Source organism: Candidatus Tisiphia endosymbiont of Nemotelus nigrinus (assembly GCF_964026475.1).
Taxonomy (GTDB): domain Bacteria; phylum Pseudomonadota; class Alphaproteobacteria; order Rickettsiales; family Rickettsiaceae; genus Tisiphia.
Genome location: NZ_OZ032151.1, coordinates 1,303,458 through 1,321,701 on the forward strand (window position 1 = coordinate 1,303,458; position 18,244 = coordinate 1,321,701).

Annotated in this window: 18 protein-coding genes; 9 read left to right on the forward strand and 9 right to left on the reverse strand. The window is 32.2% G+C overall.

Going from position 1 to position 18,244, the window contains the following annotated elements; genetic code table 11:
• The first annotated feature begins 175 nt into the window (after positions 1-175).
• The 4 genes from AAGD39_RS06160 to AAGD39_RS06175 all read left to right on the forward strand — a co-directional run bounded on the left by AAGD39_RS06160 (position 176) and on the right by AAGD39_RS06175 (position 3,292).
• Positions 176-1,126, forward strand: a complete 951-nt coding sequence (locus AAGD39_RS06160; RefSeq protein WP_341756483.1) for an IS481 family transposase — start codon at positions 176-178, stop codon at positions 1,124-1,126.
• Between the two features lie 86 nt (positions 1,127-1,212).
• Positions 1,213-1,965: an IS5 family transposase gene (locus AAGD39_RS06165; RefSeq protein ID WP_341756183.1), complete on the forward strand. Its 753-nt coding sequence runs from the start codon at positions 1,213-1,215 to the stop codon at positions 1,963-1,965.
• A gap of 83 nt (positions 1,966-2,048) precedes the next feature.
• Positions 2,049-2,759: a reverse transcriptase domain-containing protein gene (locus tag AAGD39_RS06170; protein WP_341756484.1), complete on the forward strand. Its 711-nt coding sequence runs from the start codon at positions 2,049-2,051 to the stop codon at positions 2,757-2,759.
• 44 nt (positions 2,760-2,803) lie between these two features.
• Positions 2,804-3,292, forward strand: a complete 489-nt coding sequence (locus AAGD39_RS06175; protein ID WP_341756485.1) for a DDE-type integrase/transposase/recombinase — start codon at positions 2,804-2,806, stop codon at positions 3,290-3,292.
• 243 nt (positions 3,293-3,535) lie between these two features.
• Here AAGD39_RS06175 and secF read toward each other — a convergent pair whose 3' ends face one another.
• The 5 genes from secF to AAGD39_RS06200 form a co-directional block, all read right to left on the reverse strand.
• The gene (gene secF / locus AAGD39_RS06180; protein WP_341756486.1) at positions 3,536-4,456 is read right to left on the reverse strand and encodes a protein translocase subunit SecF; all 921 of its coding nucleotides are present in this window, start codon (positions 4,454-4,456) and stop codon (positions 3,536-3,538) included.
• 16 nt (positions 4,457-4,472) lie between these two features.
• Positions 4,473-4,709 (reverse strand): DUF2312 domain-containing protein, encoded by a 237-nt coding sequence (locus AAGD39_RS06185; protein ID WP_094649130.1) that lies wholly within the window; start codon positions 4,707-4,709, stop codon positions 4,473-4,475.
• Positions 4,710-4,794: 85 nt separating this feature from the next.
• Positions 4,795-5,001 carry a hypothetical protein gene (locus AAGD39_RS06190; protein ID WP_341756487.1) on the reverse strand — a complete coding sequence of 69 codons (207 nt, stop codon included), beginning with the start codon at positions 4,999-5,001 and terminating at the stop codon, positions 4,795-4,797.
• 5 nt (positions 5,002-5,006) lie between these two features.
• Complete coding sequence (locus AAGD39_RS06195) at positions 5,007-6,257, reverse strand: MFS transporter (RefSeq protein WP_341757254.1); 1,251 nt, start codon at positions 6,255-6,257, stop codon at positions 5,007-5,009.
• Positions 6,250-7,140: a DMT family transporter gene (locus AAGD39_RS06200; protein WP_341756488.1), complete on the reverse strand. Its 891-nt coding sequence runs from the start codon at positions 7,138-7,140 to the stop codon at positions 6,250-6,252. The genes AAGD39_RS06195 and AAGD39_RS06200 overlap by 8 nt, the downstream gene beginning before the upstream one ends.
• Positions 7,141-7,315: 175 nt before the next feature.
• On the opposite strand from AAGD39_RS06200, the gene AAGD39_RS06205 reads away from it, so the two are divergent.
• A complete protein-coding gene (locus AAGD39_RS06205) occupies positions 7,316-8,041 on the forward strand; it encodes an OmpW family outer membrane protein (RefSeq protein WP_341756489.1) in 726 nt (241 codons plus the stop codon).
• Between the two features lie 91 nt (positions 8,042-8,132).
• Positions 8,133-8,705 carry a cell cycle transcriptional regulator TrcR gene (locus AAGD39_RS06210; protein WP_341756490.1) on the forward strand — a complete coding sequence of 191 codons (573 nt, stop codon included), beginning with the start codon at positions 8,133-8,135 and terminating at the stop codon, positions 8,703-8,705.
• A gap of 52 nt (positions 8,706-8,757) precedes the next feature.
• Here AAGD39_RS06210 and AAGD39_RS06215 read toward each other — a convergent pair whose 3' ends face one another.
• The 3 genes from AAGD39_RS06215 to AAGD39_RS06225 all read right to left on the reverse strand — a co-directional run bounded on the left by AAGD39_RS06215 (position 8,758) and on the right by AAGD39_RS06225 (position 12,251).
• Positions 8,758-9,438: an HdaA/DnaA family protein gene (locus tag AAGD39_RS06215; RefSeq protein ID WP_341757255.1), complete on the reverse strand. Its 681-nt coding sequence runs from the start codon at positions 9,436-9,438 to the stop codon at positions 8,758-8,760.
• A 353-nt stretch (positions 9,439-9,791) separates the two neighbouring features.
• Positions 9,792-10,835: an AI-2E family transporter gene (locus AAGD39_RS06220; RefSeq protein ID WP_341756491.1), complete on the reverse strand. Its 1,044-nt coding sequence runs from the start codon at positions 10,833-10,835 to the stop codon at positions 9,792-9,794.
• Between the two features lie 219 nt (positions 10,836-11,054).
• Positions 11,055-12,251, reverse strand: a complete 1,197-nt coding sequence (locus AAGD39_RS06225) for an IS3 family transposase (protein ID WP_341756122.1) — start codon at positions 12,249-12,251, stop codon at positions 11,055-11,057.
• Between the two features lie 1,629 nt (positions 12,252-13,880).
• On the opposite strand from AAGD39_RS06225, the gene AAGD39_RS06230 reads away from it, so the two are divergent.
• Together AAGD39_RS06230 and AAGD39_RS06235 are read left to right on the forward strand one after the other, a co-directional pair.
• Positions 13,881-15,122, forward strand: coding sequence for a tyrosine-type recombinase/integrase (locus AAGD39_RS06230; RefSeq protein ID WP_341756492.1), 1,242 nt, complete (start codon positions 13,881-13,883; stop codon positions 15,120-15,122).
• Between the two features lie 40 nt (positions 15,123-15,162).
• The gene (locus AAGD39_RS06235) at positions 15,163-15,852 is read left to right on the forward strand and encodes a site-specific integrase (protein ID WP_341756493.1); all 690 of its coding nucleotides are present in this window, start codon (positions 15,163-15,165) and stop codon (positions 15,850-15,852) included.
• Positions 15,853-15,868: 16 nt separating this feature from the next.
• Here AAGD39_RS06235 and AAGD39_RS06240 read toward each other — a convergent pair whose 3' ends face one another.
• A complete protein-coding gene (locus AAGD39_RS06240) occupies positions 15,869-16,675 on the reverse strand; it encodes a DNA adenine methylase (protein WP_375359843.1) in 807 nt (268 codons plus the stop codon).
• Between the two features lie 534 nt (positions 16,676-17,209).
• Here AAGD39_RS06240 and AAGD39_RS06245 point away from each other — a divergent pair.
• Positions 17,210-18,136, forward strand: coding sequence for a sensor histidine kinase (locus AAGD39_RS06245; RefSeq protein WP_341756495.1), 927 nt, complete (start codon positions 17,210-17,212; stop codon positions 18,134-18,136).
• Positions 18,137-18,244 lie beyond the last annotated feature (108 nt).

Here is an 18,244-nt window from a genome sequence, read left to right on the forward strand (position 1 = left end):
AATTTCTTACAATTTATTCAATCTACAACTGTAGTATTAGCTCTCACCTCCAAATTAGAAAAAACCGAGGTTTATAATGGACTGAAAAAAATGGACAGAAAAAAAGAGGTATTAGGTGTTTAGTCCCAGGGTGTAATGTTGTATATTATAAAGAATTACCATCAAGAGAGGAATTATGGGACAAATATTACACGGCTGTGCCAAAACGACAGAGGCAATACGTTTCGCAATCCAAAATAGTCAAGAGAGCTTAAAGACTTTAGCAAGAAAATATTCTATTAATCCTAAAACAGTTGCTAAGTGGAAGAAACGAACTACATTACAAGATACTTGTATGGGTCCCAAAGAACCATCTTCTACAGTATTAACTTCTGAAGAAGAAGCTATGTGTATAGCATTTCGTAAACACACTTTATTATCTTTAGATGATTGCTTATATGCTTTACAAGTCAGTATTCCCAAGCTTACTAGATCTTCTTTACATAGACTTCTTCAACGCCATAATGTTAGTAGGTTACCGGAAGTAAAAGGAAATAACAAAACCAAGAAGAAGTTTAAACTTTATCCAATTGGTTATTTCCATATAGATATTGCTGAAGTCAAAACAGAAGAAGGTAAACTCTATCTATTTGTTGCTATTGATCGCACTTCAAAGTTTGTGTATGTAGAACTTTTACCAAGATGTACCAAGACAGAAACAGCACAATTTCTTCGTAATTTAATTAAAGCTATACCTTATAAAATTCATACTATTTTGACAGATAATGGTATTCAATTTACTAACAGAACAGTAGATAAGAATGCTTGGATGCATATTTTTGATCGTATTTGCTATGAATACAATATTGAACACAGGCTAACAAAAGTTAATCATCCATGGACTAATGGACAGGTAGAACGTATGAATCGTACTATTAAAGAGGCAACTGTTAAACGTTTTTATTATGACAATCATCAGCAACTTAAACAACATTTATATGATTTTATCAATGCCTACAATTTCGCAAAAAGACTTAAAGCTCTTAAAGGTTTAACTCCTTATGAATTTATCATAAAAACATGGACATCTGATCCAAATAAATTTATTATTAACCCTAACCACCACATCCTGGGACTAAACAATTAGGTTCTGTGAAGTTTTGTAAAAAAATAAATTAAAAAGAAGGAGAGGTAGTGTATTTTCTATTTTAGACAATCAAAAACACTACCGGAATGAATTATCATATAAAAATCAGAGAATGGCAACAAATTATTGAAATATTAAGAAAAAGAAAAGATATAAAAACAAGAAATGAGGATAAGCTTAGACGATTTATTGAAGCAATATGGTACATAACACGTTCAGGATGCCAATGGCGGTTGTTACCGAGTGTTTATGGTTCATGGCGAGCAGTGCATATGAGGTTTAAAACTTGGTCTAATAAAGGAATATGGACCGATTTGTTTGAGCAAGTACAAGCTAATCCTGACATGGAATCAACAATGATTGACGCTACTATAGTTCGTGCCCATGCATGCTCAGCAGGTTATAAAAAAGATAGCCAAGATCAAGAAGCTTTAGGGCGTAGTAAAGGAGGTTTTACTACTAAAATCCATGCCTTAGTTGACGCTCTTGGTAATCCTTTAAAGTTTATTTTAACTGCAGGTCAAAGACATGACATTACACAAGCCAACTCATTGGTTAAAGATATTAAAAATACTATGCTCCTTGCCGATAAGGCATATGATAGCAATGCTTTTATTGAGCAGCTTGAAGAGCAAAATTGTATAGCTGTTATTCCATCAAAAAAGAACCGAAAACAGCAAAGGGAGTACGATAAACATATCTATAAAGAACGTCATTCGATCGAATGTTTTTTTGGTAAAATTAAACATTTTAGACGAATTTTTTCGAGATTTGATAAAACTGCTACTGATTTCTTGTCTTTTTTGCAATTTGTTGGAGCTTTTATATGGCTTCGTTAGAAAACTTCACAGAACCTAGTTTCCTAATTAAGATAAAATAATAAGAAAAAATTAGGATAAAAAATGACAAAAGAAATATTATTATGCGCGATAAGGGAACACCTCAAGGAGGAGTGATAAGTCCAATATTAGCAAATTTATTTTTACATTATGTATTTGATGCATGGGTAAGAAGAGAAATGCCAAGTGTAGCATTTTGTCGTTATGCTGATGATGGTTTACTCCATTGTCAGAGTCAAAAACAGGCAGAATATGTGTTACAAGTTATTAGACAACGATTCCAGGAATGTGGTCTTACGATACATCCTGATAAGTCAGGTATTATATATTGTAAGGACAATAATCGTCGTAATGAATATGAACGAATCAGCTTTGACTTTCTCGGATATAGTTTTAGACCAAGAAGATGTGTAAACAAACAAGGCATGGTTCATCCAAATTTCTTACCTGCGATAAGTAATAACTCTAAGAAAGCAATCATACAAACCATAAGGAGTTGGCACATTCAGCTTAAGAATGACAAGTCCTTATCTGAACTTTCGGAAATGTTTAAAGCTGAGTTAAGAGGTTGGTATAACTATTATGGGCAGTTTTATCCATCGGCAATGCACAACATATGGAAGCACCTGAATTGGTATTTGGTGCAGTGGGTTAGGAGAAAATATAAGAAACTTGCATGGCATAAAAGACGTGCAAGAGAATATCTAAATAGATTAGCAAATCATAATCCTGAAGCTTTTATACATTGGAAATTAGGAATATATCCAAAGGCTAAAATGGTGGGAGCGGTGTGAGCTGAGAGGTTTCACGCACCGTTCTGAGAGGGGCTGAAGCTGTAATGCTTCAGTCTACTCACCCTTATGTTCGAACTAATTCGGGATTTATGTACATGGCAGGAATTATCGATTGGCATAGCAGAGCTGTGTTGAGTTATAAATTATCAAATAGTATGGACGTAAATTTGGTAACTGAAGTATTGCAGGATGCACTTAACAAATACTCTGCACCGCAGATATTTAATAGTGAACAGGGCAGTCAATATACCAGTAATGAACACATTCAAATTTTACAAGAGCATAACATTAAAGTTTCGATGAATGGTAAAGGAAGAAGTATTGATAATATAATCATGGAGAGATTTTTTCGAACTTTAAAATATAATTGTATATTTATTAACGATTTTAAAGATGTTAAAGAACTTAGGAGAGGTATTGATGATTATATAAATCACTATAATTATAGAAGATTTCATTCAAGTATTGGTTACAAAAAACCTATGAATGTCTATCTAAATTCTATACAAAATTATGAACAAATTGCAGCTTGAAAAATGAAAAAATGGGAAACAAAATTATTATTTTTTTGTCTTGATTTTTCAGTCCAGTATAGTTAAAGAAGTACTGGAACAACAAAACCCTGTAGATTCCTTGGCTATGTTAATGGAATTAGATAGCTAAGTCTATAATTGTGAAACTTTTTTTTAGCAATTCTGTAGAGTTTATCATATAATTTATGTAAGGTGTGAGGAGCAGAGGCAAGTTTCGACGACAAAATCACCAACTAGATTGACTTATGCAGGAACTCTACTAAATTTCTTAGCAACAAACAGCATCAATATAGGAGCAGATATAAATATAGAGGAATAGGTGCCAACTATTATGCCGAAAAATACTAACATACTAAAGCTGTGAATAGCTTCCCCACCAAATATCACTAAAGCTAGGTTCGCCAACAAGGTTGTTACAACTGTTAGAATGGTTCTAGACAAAGTTTCATTAATACTCTGATTAATAATTTGTGGCATTGTTTTCTGATATGATTTTCGTAAATTTTCTCTAATCCTATCATAGATCACTACTGAATCATTAACGGAATAACCTATTATGGTAAGGACAGCCGCTATTGAAGTTAGATTAAAGTCTAATCTCATTACACTCATGAAACCTAAACTTAGTATGGCGTCATGTAGCAAAGCTATCAATATACCAAGCCCAAAATACCACTCAAACCTAACCCAAGTATAAACCATTATGGCAAGAAAAGAAAGAATTAGCGCCATTATTCCTGATCTTATCAGATGCGACCCAACTTGTGGGCCAACAAAATCTACTTTACGATATTCAAATTTATAAGGAAATTGGTTGCTTAAAGTCAACTTGAGCAGCTCAATATTGTGCATTAAAGTATCTTCACTATTACTGCCAACTCGTATAGACAAATCATGCTGGTTACCAAAATTCTGTAATACTATTTCACCAATCTTAAGGTTATTAAGTACTTCACGCATTTTGGTTAAATCAGGTTCTTGGTCAAGGCGTGCTTCTATAACAATCCCACCAGCAAAATCAATACCAAAATTAAACTTATAAATTCCTATCCACATAATGCTCACAAGAGACAAAATAATGGACATCGTATAACTTACTTTTCTAAATTTGATAAAATCAAAATTGACTTGATCAGGTAACAGTCTTAACGGATATAACTTCATTATTAAATTCTTTAATTTATATACCTAAAGCTTGCCTGTACAATTCTAAGATTGCATCTTGTTCAGCCAGTTTATTTCTATCAAGCTTTTTTAGTTTTAACACAGACTTCATAGCCTTAGTATCAAAACCACTGGAGCTGGCTGCATCAAACACATCCTTTATTGCTTCAGATAGTTCAGCTTTCTCTTGTTCAAGCCCTTCTATTTGATTTATATATTGTTCTAATTGTTCTTTAGCTATTACTTCTGTCATAAAATTATAAGTTCATTATTTATCAAAATATCATAATTATACAGCTAACCCGATTAGCATTTAGCCATAGTATATACTACTTTTATTAAGCCACTAAGTATTTTATAGATAATTTTGCTATAAATACTAGAAAAATCTTTAAAATAGTTATTAGACTTACTGCATAAGTCAATCTAGTTGGTGATTTTGTCGTCGAAACTCGCCTCCGCTCCTCACGTACGTCTGTGTACGCTGCGGTGCTCGGCTTCGTTTCTCCTAAAAATCCCTCAACTATCTTTGATTTATGCAGCAAGTCTATTATATCCTTGAACGATCCTTATAAAAATACAAAGCTATTAAACTTGCAATAGCACAAGCAATTATGTAATAAATAGCCGAAGTAATAGTACCCTTTTTTTGCACAAGATATGCTATCACTAAAGGTGTTGTGCCACCAAAAATACTAGTTGCTATGTTATAAGATAATGATAAAGCTGTGTTTCTGATATTGGTTGGATAGAATTCAGCTTGCAGTGCAGGCTCAGGACCAATATAACAAGCAGCTAAAATTGATAATATTATTTGAGATATAATTATAAGATAAAAGTCACCAGTTTCAATTACTTGCATCAAAAATGGGGTAACTAAAATAATTACCAGTAGATTGATTACAAAGATTTTCTTGCGACCAATTATATCCGACAAATAGCCAGAACATAAAGTAACAATTGCCATGATGATATAACAATAATTAGCTAAATTACTAACTTCATCATCAGTGAAACCACGATTCATCCTTAAAAATGACATTAGGTAAATAGTTTGTAGATAAAATAATACTGAACCTGTAGAATTGATGACGATTGATATTATCATATCAAACCAGTATACAGAAATAACTTGTTTTAGGGGAAACTTTAAGATTTTACCCTTTTCCTTCATATTTTGAAAGCTAGGAGTTTCACTTGTATATTTTTTTATGTAAAGCCCAGCAAAGAAGATAAGGATTCCTAATAAAAATGGTATTCTCCACCCCCAATCATCAAATTGCTCTGCTGATAAAAGGCTTTGTATGCACTGCGAAATTCCTGAACCAAATAATAAACCAATACAAATACTGGACATTGATACACTACTACTAAAACCACGATAGGCTATGCCCGTATGTTCAATAACAAATGAAATTGAGCCAGTAAGTGCTCCGCCCATTGATAAACCTTGCAACATGCGAACTAAAATCATCAATATAGTTGAGGTAATACCTATATCGTCATAAGTTGGTAACACACCAATTAAAGCTGTTGGCAGAGACATACAAAATATAGAGGTACTTAAAGCAATTTTTCTACCAAAACGATCTCCGAGTACCCCAAAAAACACCCCACCTATTGGTCTCATTAGATAACCGATAGCAAATGCCAAAAAAGCATGCAATAAAGATGAGTTAGGGTTTGATCCAGGGAAGAATTTTTCACCTATTATAGGGGCAAAAAGACCAAATAGTGCGTAATCATACCATTCAAATGCATTTGCTATGCCGCTTGCAAAAACCAACTTACGTTTATTCATGCGATATTTTATCATCTTGGGTCATATTATCTTTCTCAGAATATATTATAAACAATGTCGCAGGAATTACTATCAATGCCCCGTATAAAGTGCTATTTTCAGGCATTTCATTAAAAACAAGATATCCAGCTAATGCTGAAATTATTAACTCTAAATATCTATAAGGTGCAATGGCAGTAGCATCGACCAGAGAGAAAGCTTTTAAGAGAAAGAATGAAATTAAACCCCCTCCTGATCCTAAAATAAATAGCAAAATAAATTCTGAAATATTAGGCGTTTTCCAATACATTATTGATGGTGGTATTGATAATAAAGAAGTTACTAGAGCAGAATAAAATAGCATGCTAATCATTGATTCTTTTACTACAAATTTTTTGTTAATAATATCTAACGTGGCAAAAGATATCGCAGCTAATACAAAAATCAATATATGTGGGTTAAAATCACTAGCATGTGGTTTCAGAGTAACAACAATTCCAATAAAGCCAAATAAAGTTGCTGCCCATCTTTGCCAAATAATATTTTCGTTTAAGAAAAATACTGCCAAAACCAAGGTAAATAAAGGTATAGCTAGGCTAACAACTGTAGCAGTAGTCACTGGTGCAAGTTGTAAGCCATAAGTCCAAGAGGTCATACCAAAACATAACAAAACCCCTCTTGCAATATGGACAAAAGGGCGAGTAGTGGTTAAAGTTTGTTTCCCATAATAAAAAATAAATGGCACAAGAATTAGAGTGCTAAAGAGAAAGCGAAAAAAAGCTACCTCAAAACTATGTAGCCTAAGTCCAAGATATTTTGCTGTTATGTCATTAGTTGCACTAGTTAGCATACTTAATATAAACCAGCCAATGCCAATAAAATAAGTATTTAATTTATTATTCATATAGACCTTAAATTTTTTAGTTTATTTGTTTTTTATACTTAGTGTTTCTTATATTTAGTGTTATAGTATCATCATTGTTAGACAAGTTTAAAAAATCTCATTATCATTTGATTTTCAGATGAGAAGAGTATATATAGTACAGCAATATATTTAAAGCAAGAGAAGGTTTATAGTTATGATAAAAGTCGTAAAAAAGTTAGGGATGTTTCTATTGGTAAGTTGTGCTAGTATTTCTAGCTTTGCTAATCCTGATGCTGATAATGATTATAATGCTAATTATAATGCTGATTATTACGGGAATGGGGGTGATTTAGTATTTAAGATGAGAGCAGGAGGGATAAGATCTAGTGCAAAACAAACAGACTTTCCTAAGGCTACTGTTAAAAATCCAGTATCGATTGGTAATTTTGTTGAAAATGGTTATGGCTTAGATGCTTCCACATCAATGTTCTTTGCTAGTAATTTTGCTGCAGAGTTATCTTTAGGTTTCGATGTATTACGTGTTAAAAATACCAATTTAAAGAATGTGGCTTATAATTATGGTGATGATCCAAAAGCTATTACTAAAAGAAGGCAGCTTTATATGATTCCTATAACTGTTACGGGACAATATCACATAGCTCCTTTTGGTGCTATCAGACCTTATGTTGGTGCTGGTTATCATGTAGCTTATTTTCTTGGTAAGTCTAAAGGCTGTACAGTTAAAAGTGGTCATGGCGCTGTGTTGCAAGCAGGAGTGGATTTTTATGCTAAAGATGATACGTTAATTAACTTAGATATAAAACAGTATTTTCTTAATACTAAGATTGATTATAAAGCTCCCTTAATAACACAACCTGTATCCTCTAAAGTAAAGTTTAATCCACTAATGATTGCAATAGGTATTGGATTTAGGTTTTAGGGAACTGTACTTAGAAGTCTATTATTGACTTATTAGTTAGAAGAGACTATATTTTTGGAAGATACACATATCAATATTATATTAGTTTACTATGAGTTCACAACAGAAATTACCTATACTGCCTAGAGCAACTGCTATTTGGTTGATTGATAATACTGCCTTAACGTTTAAGCAGATAGCTGATTTTTGTGGGATTCATGAATTTGAAATTAAAGGCATTGCTGATGGTGAGGTATCTTACGGTATTAAGGGCTTAGATCCAATTGTTGGAGGACAGTTAACCAAAGAAGAAATCATACGTTGTACAAAAGATCCAACTAGTAGTTTAAGGATTTCTGTTAATGTTGCCTACGATTTGGTAAATACCAAGAAGAAACAACAATCTAAGTATACTCCTATTGCTAGGCGTCAAGATAAACCAGACGCAATATATTGGATACTTAAAAATTATCCAGAGATTTTAGATAACCAGATTGTCAAGTTAGTTGGTACTACCAAGTCTACCATAGATGCTATCCGTGATCGTAGTCACTGGAACATGAAAAACATTCGCCCACGAGATCCAGTTTTACTTGGAATTTGTAGTCAAGTGGAATTAGACAAGAATATTGAGCAAGCAAAACTTTTATCCCAACAAGAGAAAACCCCTAAAGAATATGACTAGGTTTTGTATGTGAGAGCCTAGACACTTAATCACATTTTTAAGATATAAGTGTCTATGACATTAATGGGTTAGCATTTAGTACATATTTGATAAGAGAGATGGTAATAGGTCGCTTATGCACTAATGCATAATGTGTTATTGTCCCCAATAATTTTGTCATTTGATCAAATTGTCTTGGCAAATTAATTAATAAATATTTAGTTACACAATCAGATACCTTAACCGATTGATCGGAAAAATACTTAAAGATTAACTTGCTCATCAATTCATCATCTGGTTGTTTTATTTCTAATCTTAGAACAGAATTGACTCTTGATAATAAATCCTGTAATGCAAAATTATTAGCTAAACTTCCTGTAGTCATCAACAAATATTTACGACACTCACTTATTAAATTAAAACAATGGAGAACATTTCTTTCATGCCAAAATTCTATATCTTCCATAATAAAAGCATTATACTGCATTATATGCTCTACACTAAGTATATCTGAATCTTTTTTTATAAAAAATGCATTCGACAAATTTTGCCATATTTTACTAAGATATGTCTTACCAGAAGAAGATGGGCCATAAAGCAAAACCGTAAGCTCATAAGGTTTACTACCCCAAGTTACAGACCAGTTTTTGATTGAATTATACGCGACCTGGTTGGAAGGTGAATTAATAAAATTATCTAGAATATATTGATCATTACCAAATAATGGTAATACATATTGTTGGGAGTCTTTCATAATTAATAGATAATCTTTAACTCTTATATGGATAGGTGTCATTGCGAGGAAGACCATAGGTCGACGAAGCAATCCATTTCTAATCATTTTTCTAGATTGCTTCGTTATTGCTTCGTTGCTACTAAAGTAGCTCCTTGCAATGACGTATGTACCTGTAACTCGTCATTGCGAGAAGGCGTGAAGCCCAAACGAAGCAATCCACTTATGATTATTTTTTTGGATTGCTTCGTCGACCTACGGTCTTTCTCGCAATGACGTTACCCTATTTAAAACCCTTTCTTCTAACTTTCAACAGTTGTGCGGCTTACGCCTTCTCGCAATGACTTTTGTGAATTTGGCATAATGCTGCTAGGTTAGCTATAAAACTTACTGGATTTATAAAAATCGATAGCAGCTAAAAACAAAACTTTTACTATACTGGCAATTGGTATAGCAAATAATATACCCAAGAAACCAAATATATTACCCAATGCTAGAACTGCAAATATTATCCAAAGAGGATGTAGACCAATCTTATCACCTATGATTTTCGGTGATAAAATATATCCTTCAACTATTATACCAATCGAATAGATAATGATTATATAAAATAATGTATTAACCATACCAAAAGCAAAATAACTAACGATCATGGTAAGAGAAAAGGATATTAAGATGCCAACAAATGGTATAATTATTGAGAAACCAGACAAAACCCCTAACAACACTCCTAGATCTACACCAAGAACCGATAAAGAAACTCCATAATAAACTGACAGTAACAAACAAACATTTATCTGCCCTCTTATATAAGCAGACAAGGCAGTATTAATTGCTGATAATATTTCTTGAATTCTCTTTTTACCTTTCAAGGGTAGTAAAAGGTTGATATTATTTGACATTATAAACCAATCCCGTAAAAAATAAAATAATATAAGAGGTATCAATAAAATCAACACCAATAAATTGATTGTTACCTTCGTCACATGCCAAATATTATTAGCAAAACCTGTGAGCAGCAAAAATATACCATTAACAAAATCACTAACAGAATTTTTTATAGTATCAGCAATATTTGGATCTATCGAGTAAATTTTTGTCGTAATAACAGGTATTAATTCAGTTTGTAAATAATCTTTATAAGCTGGAATCTTATTAACCAGCAAAGTTGTTTGTTGATATATGATAGGCAGCAATACCACTAGTATTATAGCAAGAATGCTAAAAAATAGGAAGGAAATTACTGAAACCACTATAGTTCTAGATAATTTATATCGTAACGACAGATTGTCAATTATAGGCTGTAATATGTATGATATTATTCCAGCTATAAAAAATGGCATCAATATATTAGAGATCAAAGTCAAAGTTACTATAATAGTACCAACAATAATAACCCAAAAAATAGTTTTATCCAAGGTGATTCCTCTTATTTTATCAATTACTGCAGCTAATCCGTTAATATATAGCTAACCCGAATAAGTTCTTGATATTATTATAAGTTCCTATAGGTCATTGCTAGCATAGCCCTACATTTTTTATTATATCGTAAAAATAGCAAAAAATTATAAGGATATATACTGGACTGAAAAATCAAGACAAAAAAATAATAATTTTGTTTCCCATTTTTTCATTTTTCAAGCTGCAATTTGTTCATAATTTTGTATAGAATTTAGATAGACATTCATAGGTTTTTTGTAACCAATACTTGAATGAAATCTTCTATAATTATAGTGATTTATATAATCATCAATACCTCTCCTAAGTTCTTTAACATCTTTAAAATCGTTAATAAATATACAATTATATTTTAAAGTTCGAAAAAATCTCTCCATGATTATATTATCAATACTTCTTCCTTTACCATTCATCGAAACTTTAATGTTATGCTCTTGTAAAATTTGAATGTGTTCATTACTGGTATATTGACTGCCCTGTTCACTATTAAATATCTGCGGTGCAGAGTATTTGTTAAGTGCATCCTGCAATACTTCAGTTACCAAATTTACGTCCATACTATTTGATAATTTATAACTCAACACAGCTCTGCTATGCCAATCGATAATTCCTGCCATGTACATAAATCCCGAATTAGTTCGAACATAAGTTATATCTCCACTCCAAACCTCGTTACTGTTAGGTACATTTACAGTTTTACTTGTGCCTAAATTAGACCAGTATTTATCAAGCAAATAACTATAAATTTTATGCTGTTTATCTTTTTCAGACGTTAATTTTTTCCTCTTTGGATAAATAGCCTCTATGCCAATCATGTTCATATATTTTAGAACCCGATCCTTACCAATAACCAAGCCATCTTCTAATAATTGTCTATGGATATAACGATAACCAAATTCAGGATTATCAGTATATATTTCATCTATTTTATTTAAAATATTTAAGTTATACGCACTAAATGGTTTTACTTTATAGTACATTGAAGAACGATTAATCTTTAATAATTTATATTGCCTTGTCTTTGGTAACATTGCTAGCTTGGAATCGACAAGTTCTTTTCTATTTGATAAGTCCAAGCTTTGTAGCTTTCCCACAGCCCAATCTCTCTCTACTATTGTTTTTCCAAGAGTTTTAGCTAAGTCATCATTTTGTTCTTTCAGCATATTAATTTGTTCCTGATATTTACTTACTAGTTTTGTTGGTTCAAAAGCCAATGCTGCATTTGATATAAATTGTTTCTTCCAATTACTAATTGTCTTTGAGCTTATCTCATATTTTGATGCTATCACTGATAATGGACTATCTTCTTTCAGTACTTCTAATACTACCCTAGTTTTTTCTTCAGCACTAAAAACTTTTACTTTTTCTTTTGTCATTTTTTATCCTAATTTTTTCTTATTATTTTATCTTAATTAGGAAACTAATACCTCTTTTTTTCTGTCCATTTTTTTCAGTCCATTATACCTGACCGTGCACCGCTTGTGAAGAAAATATTTGAAACTTATGCTACCGGTAATTAGACATTATTAGAAATATTGAGAAAAACTCGAGAATGGGGCTTACGTAATTCTCATGGCAACCAAGGTTATTTATGTTGTTCTCATATATACAAAATTATTCAAAATCCGTTTTATTACGGGGTAATGAGATTACTAAAAACTGGCAAACAATATTCGCATATATATCCTCCTATAATTAGTAAGGAACTATTTGATGCTTGCCAAAGAGTGCGTCTTAACTGGAATAAAAAACCGTTTAAACATGGAGAAAAAGAGTATATATTTAGAGGGTTGATAAAATGTGCTGCTACTGGTCGAGTTGTTACTGCTGAAACCAAAAGGAACACCTATGTTAATGGTAAAACAACAGAGTGGACATATTTACGAGTTTGGAAACATGGTAATACTAATAAAAGAATCTACGTACAAGAAGAACAAGTATTAGCAATGCTCCGTTTAGATTCTGGATTATTATCTGAAGTAATTTCTTATATTAAAAGCTCAGCAAAAATTGAGCAAGATTTTCATAAGAGGAGAATAGGTGAGTTATATACTGAACAAACAAAAATAACAACACGTATGAACAGACTCACTGATCTATTTTTAGACGGTGATATTACAAAAGGAGACCATGAAAAAAAACGTAAAGAATTAGTACAAAAACGAGCAGAAATTGCTATAGAAATAGAAAACCACGAAATGGCAGATAACAAATTCTCACAGCACCTGATAAGCTTAGTAGAAATGTCTTCCGGAAGCCTAGAAACGTTTAAAGGTTCGACTGCTACAGAAAAACGTAAATTGTTAAATTGTGTGTTTGCGAACCTAGAACTGAATGGCTGTAAGCTATACTATACCTTGCGTCCACCGTTTGATCTATTCATAAAATGTACCAAAATTGGAGACTGGTGGAGACGAAGGGAATCGAACCCCCGACCCTCTGCGTGCAAAGCAGACACCCCAAAACCCGCTCCTTCTTGATTCAAACAATTACTTAATGATATTTTCGTTAAAAATCTGATACTCATGGTATTTTCTCCTAATTAATTAGGTTGAATTCTGATAGTATAGGAAATTGTATTACTTGTCAATTTACAATTAATTCGTAGGTTATTCTAGTAAAAAAACACATATCATGCACACACAAAATTAGTATTTTTTAGCACTTTATTTATTGAAATACTTAGCAAATAATAGTTAATGATTTCTATTCATCAACAATGAATTGAATCAACTTAAAATTGAGTCTTACCATTTTAAAAATAATTGCTTGTCCTAGTTTCGATTACTAAAAATATAATTCAAGTTGTCAAAATACCACTTTTAAACACTTCCTTATTTTAATTCTCATTCTTATAAATTAATTCTTGCAAACTATTTCTATCAGCGGTAATTATTTAATTATGACTAGTATAAAGTTAGTTAATTAATTAACTAACTTTAAGACAATTAGATTGAGCTAGGTTAGTTTTATCACCTAACAAATATAATTTAATGTAGGTATCTATGACACACAATTCATTTAACTTCACTAAAGAGATTCTAGAAGAAATTATTTCACCTAAAGCAGAAAAGGATAATAAAGGCAAAGTTATCCGCCCTGAAATTGTCCAACATGTTTATAGAGATACCGAAGAAAAAGGATTAGTCCTAAATGTATCATATTTAGGAACTAAAAGTTTTTTTCTAAGCAAAAAAATTAATGGCACACGTTACAAAATTAAATTAGGTTCTTTTCCTAATAAACTAGGCTCTTCTCCTGATAATATTTCTATTACAGAAGCAAGAACAAAGGCGGCAGAGTTAAAAAACCAGCTTGCTAAAGGGGTAAATCCTATTTTGCCACAAGCTCAAGAATTAAAAGAGGAAAAACGGGAAATAACCTTTAAAGAATTTTTTGATAATCAATATATTGAAGACTATGCAAAACACAAAATAAAGCGTTGGAAGAACGTTGTTGATGACATTGATAGGCAAGCACATCATCTCTACACTAGAACACTATCTACCATAAATAGAGATGATGTACAAAAGATTTTTAATGACCTCACCAAAGAGGGCAAAAAAGTTATGGCTAATAAATGTGTTCAGAGATTTAAGGGAATATTTAAGAGAGCCGTTGAATGGGGAATATTAGCAACCAATCCGATAACTGGTATTATTCAGCATCCAGAAAAATCAAGGACTAGATATTTACTAGCTGACGAAAAAGAACGCTTTTTTGAGAGTGTAAACGAAGAGCGTAACCATACAATAAGAGACTACATCCTTGTGTCTTTGCATACCGCAGGTAGGAAAGGTAATGTTTTGGCAATGCGTTGGGATAGTATCAATTTAACTGATAAAACATGGGACACACCCGGTACTGAGACTAAAAATGGCATTGCTCATTTACTACCTTTATCAGAAGAAGCCATGCCAATCTTAAAAGCAAGATATGAGCAACGTAATCCTCAATGTCCTTGGGTGTTTCCAAGTGATCATAATAGTAAAAGTGGACACCTAGAAGAACCCAAAAAAGCATGGAAAAAAATTATACAAAGAACTGGTCTTAAAGATTTTAGGTTACATGATCTTCGTAGAACTAGAGGAAGTTGGATGGCTATTGCTGGAGCGAGTCAGTATGTAATTGGTAAAGCTCTTAACCATAAAAGTATTACCTCAACAGAAGTTTATGCACGATTAAGTATAGACCCTGTTAGAGAATTTATGAATAAAGCCGATAAGATTTTTGACAAAACCAATTAAAATACTACTAACCTTAACAACATAATTAAGTAGGCATCATATGACAACCACTTTATTTCATTGTACTAACAAAGCTATAAAAAATAAGAATCCAACAGGAAATATTGAGCTACATAAAACAAAAATCAGGAGAAGATTTATCGGTACTAAAGAAGCAATGTCAAAGTTTTTTGAGGTAATTAATGCCGAGCCAAATAGGAAAATGGCAGATTTTTTCTTAATAGTGTTATTCACTAGAGCTAGGAGGGGTGAGGTTTTATCCATGAGATGGCAGGATATTAATTTTGAAGATATGACATGGTACAACCAGTCAAAAAAAGTTCATTTAGTAAAAGATGCCCTAACCATATTAGCAAAAAGGCATAAGGAGAATAACACTGAATCAATATGGGTATTTCCCAATAGTAACAGTAGTAATCATTTACAAGCACCTATGAAGACTTGGCAGAAAATTTGCCAATTAGCTGGTATTGACGGTTTAATGATTCATGACTTAAGAATGACGCATGATATTTGGATGAGTAAAGCTGGAAAGGACAAAGAGAGAATATGGGAAACTTTAGGGTATCAAGATATAAGTACAACCAAAATATGTGATATTATGAGCTTGCAAGTTAGGGAGGTTATGGAAACGCAGAAAAGGGAAAATGAAACACGACAACGGAAGATAGAAGAATTGGAACAACAGATAAGAGAGCTTAAATATGGGCAAAACACAAGGGCAATGTAAAGTGTGCTACTACTAATTACCTTACATAATTAGTAATTACAAGCTCTCTAGTGATTTCCTTCTGTCCGGTTAGGGCGTATTTGGTGTCAATAGTATTTATGGTGAAGTCTTGGTATATTTCTCTAATAAAGTCAGTGTTACTATTAGAAATCATTAATTTTATACCTTTGTTAGTTAGTTCTCTAACGAAATTTCTAAGTCTAATTTGTTCATTCTTATCAAAGGGCAGTCTAGTATAAAATCTTTCCCCTGCTTGGTAATAAGGTGGGTCAAAATAAACAAAATCATTTTCTTTAGGTTCGATAAACGAAAAGTCAGTAACGTAAATTGAGGCATCACTTAGAAAACTACTACATTGTTGTAATTTCTTGTCAATATTAGCACTATTATATTTTTTAGAAGAAAAGGACAAACAAAGCTTACCACTCTTATTAACTCGATACATACCCATGAAAGAATATTTATTTAAATAGAGAAACCTAGCAGTGATGCTAGTCGGGTCATTGCTGTCATTGCGTTTTTGTACGCGATAATAATATTTTTTTGAATGTTGTTTTTTATGGGTTGCAAATAAATCACTTACTGCTGTTGGATTCTTTTTTACAGCATTGTAGCTGGTAATTAATTCTAAATTAATGTCAGATAAAAAACATTGCTGACACCTATCTTTTATTTTAAAGAATAATGCCCCACCACCAAGAAAAGGCTCATAATAATTATTGAAGGTATCAGGAACATATTTTATTAATTGATCAGTGAGTTTTCTTTTGCCGCCGACCCAATTAAAAAATGGTAACGGCTTATTTTTAGTAGTAGCCATGATGGTAAGTATTCATTATTCAAGTACATAAATATCTCACTAATTGTAACATAAATATCACAAAAATGCTACAAGAATCATCAGTATATTGGTAAAAATGGTGGTTCAAAAGTCACAATCAATGCAAGTGTACCATTGCTTTTGCTAAACAATTAGCTTTGTTTGGTGCAAAAAAACCTGATACAATTTTAAGCTCATATTTGCCTTAAAATGTAAGTAGATAATTAGACATTTATCAATCAACCGCATTAGGCAGCTTGTTTGAACAACTAATTTACGGCTTATCTCTCAGCTGTTTAGCCATCAACTATAAGAATACTCCTACTCACTGTCTCTGGTTTAACACTATTCTAAAAATTTTTATAAAATTTTTTACTAATCGTGAAAAAACCGCTGTACTCTGAGGAAAAATGATAGTATTTGTTAAGACGACGTTACAATAATGTAAATGTTAAGCACTAAGGTTAGATAATCAACGCTAAATTTTTCTCTAACCTCAGTGTCTACTTCCCTAACCGAAAAATAGGAGTTAATTCTATGCCTACCGATATAAAAAATCAACAAGAAAACAAATCTACCCATGAAAAAAACAATATTAGTCGTGATATTATTGAATTACAACAAGCCGAGAAAAAACAAGACGAAAAAAATCTAGGAATAGCTAATTTTATCCACCAAGATTCTGTAAGAACTATATCCATTAGCATGAACAAACCTTGTAATGACATGTTTGCCCTTTCTACAATACTATGTGAACAAGAGGATGAACCCAACAAAAAGAGTACTATAGCTACAGTTGCCGCTTATGCTAAAGACTTAATGTATTACTCTAGAAATATAGTAAATTTTACTAGCTACCCAATCTCACTTGCTACCACAAGCGTAGTACCTGCCCCTACAGCTTCTAGAAAATTCAACCCTGAAACGTTAGTAAACAATGTTATTAATAAACTAATGCTATTCTTTAAGAATAAAGGCATAAGGTTTGCAAATAATTTCACCAAGGACGTTCCAACAATCATCATTGGTGACGGTTACCGACTTGAGGCAATATTAACCCAGTTAATTACCAATGCCATTAAATATACTGAACAAGGCAGTATTACCTTAACCACCTATTTTTTTCCTGGAGGTACTAAAACATTACAAAAGGATAGAGAGTATAATAGTAGAAACACTATAGACGCCCAAAAAGTCAAAGATATTTTACAATTGATTGTTCATGATACAGGGGTTGGTATGTCTGAAAAACAGCGACAATCTATCTATCAGCAATTAAATGGTCTCGAAGCTAGTGATGATGAATTAGCGACGGATTCAAACTCAGAATCAAATTTAGAATTAGGTCTAGGTTTAAGTCTAGTCAAACAATTTATTCATGAAATAAAGGGCAAAATTGATGTTAATAGCCAGCATGGTAAGAGTACGACTTTTACTTTGCAAATACCGGTAAAACTGCCTTAAATTGGGTATAGAGACAGGATATCACGTGTGGCGGTGTCACACACTGAGGTTAGGGGAATCAATGCAACCTAACCCCAGCGTCTATTATCTATGACAAAAATAGGAATT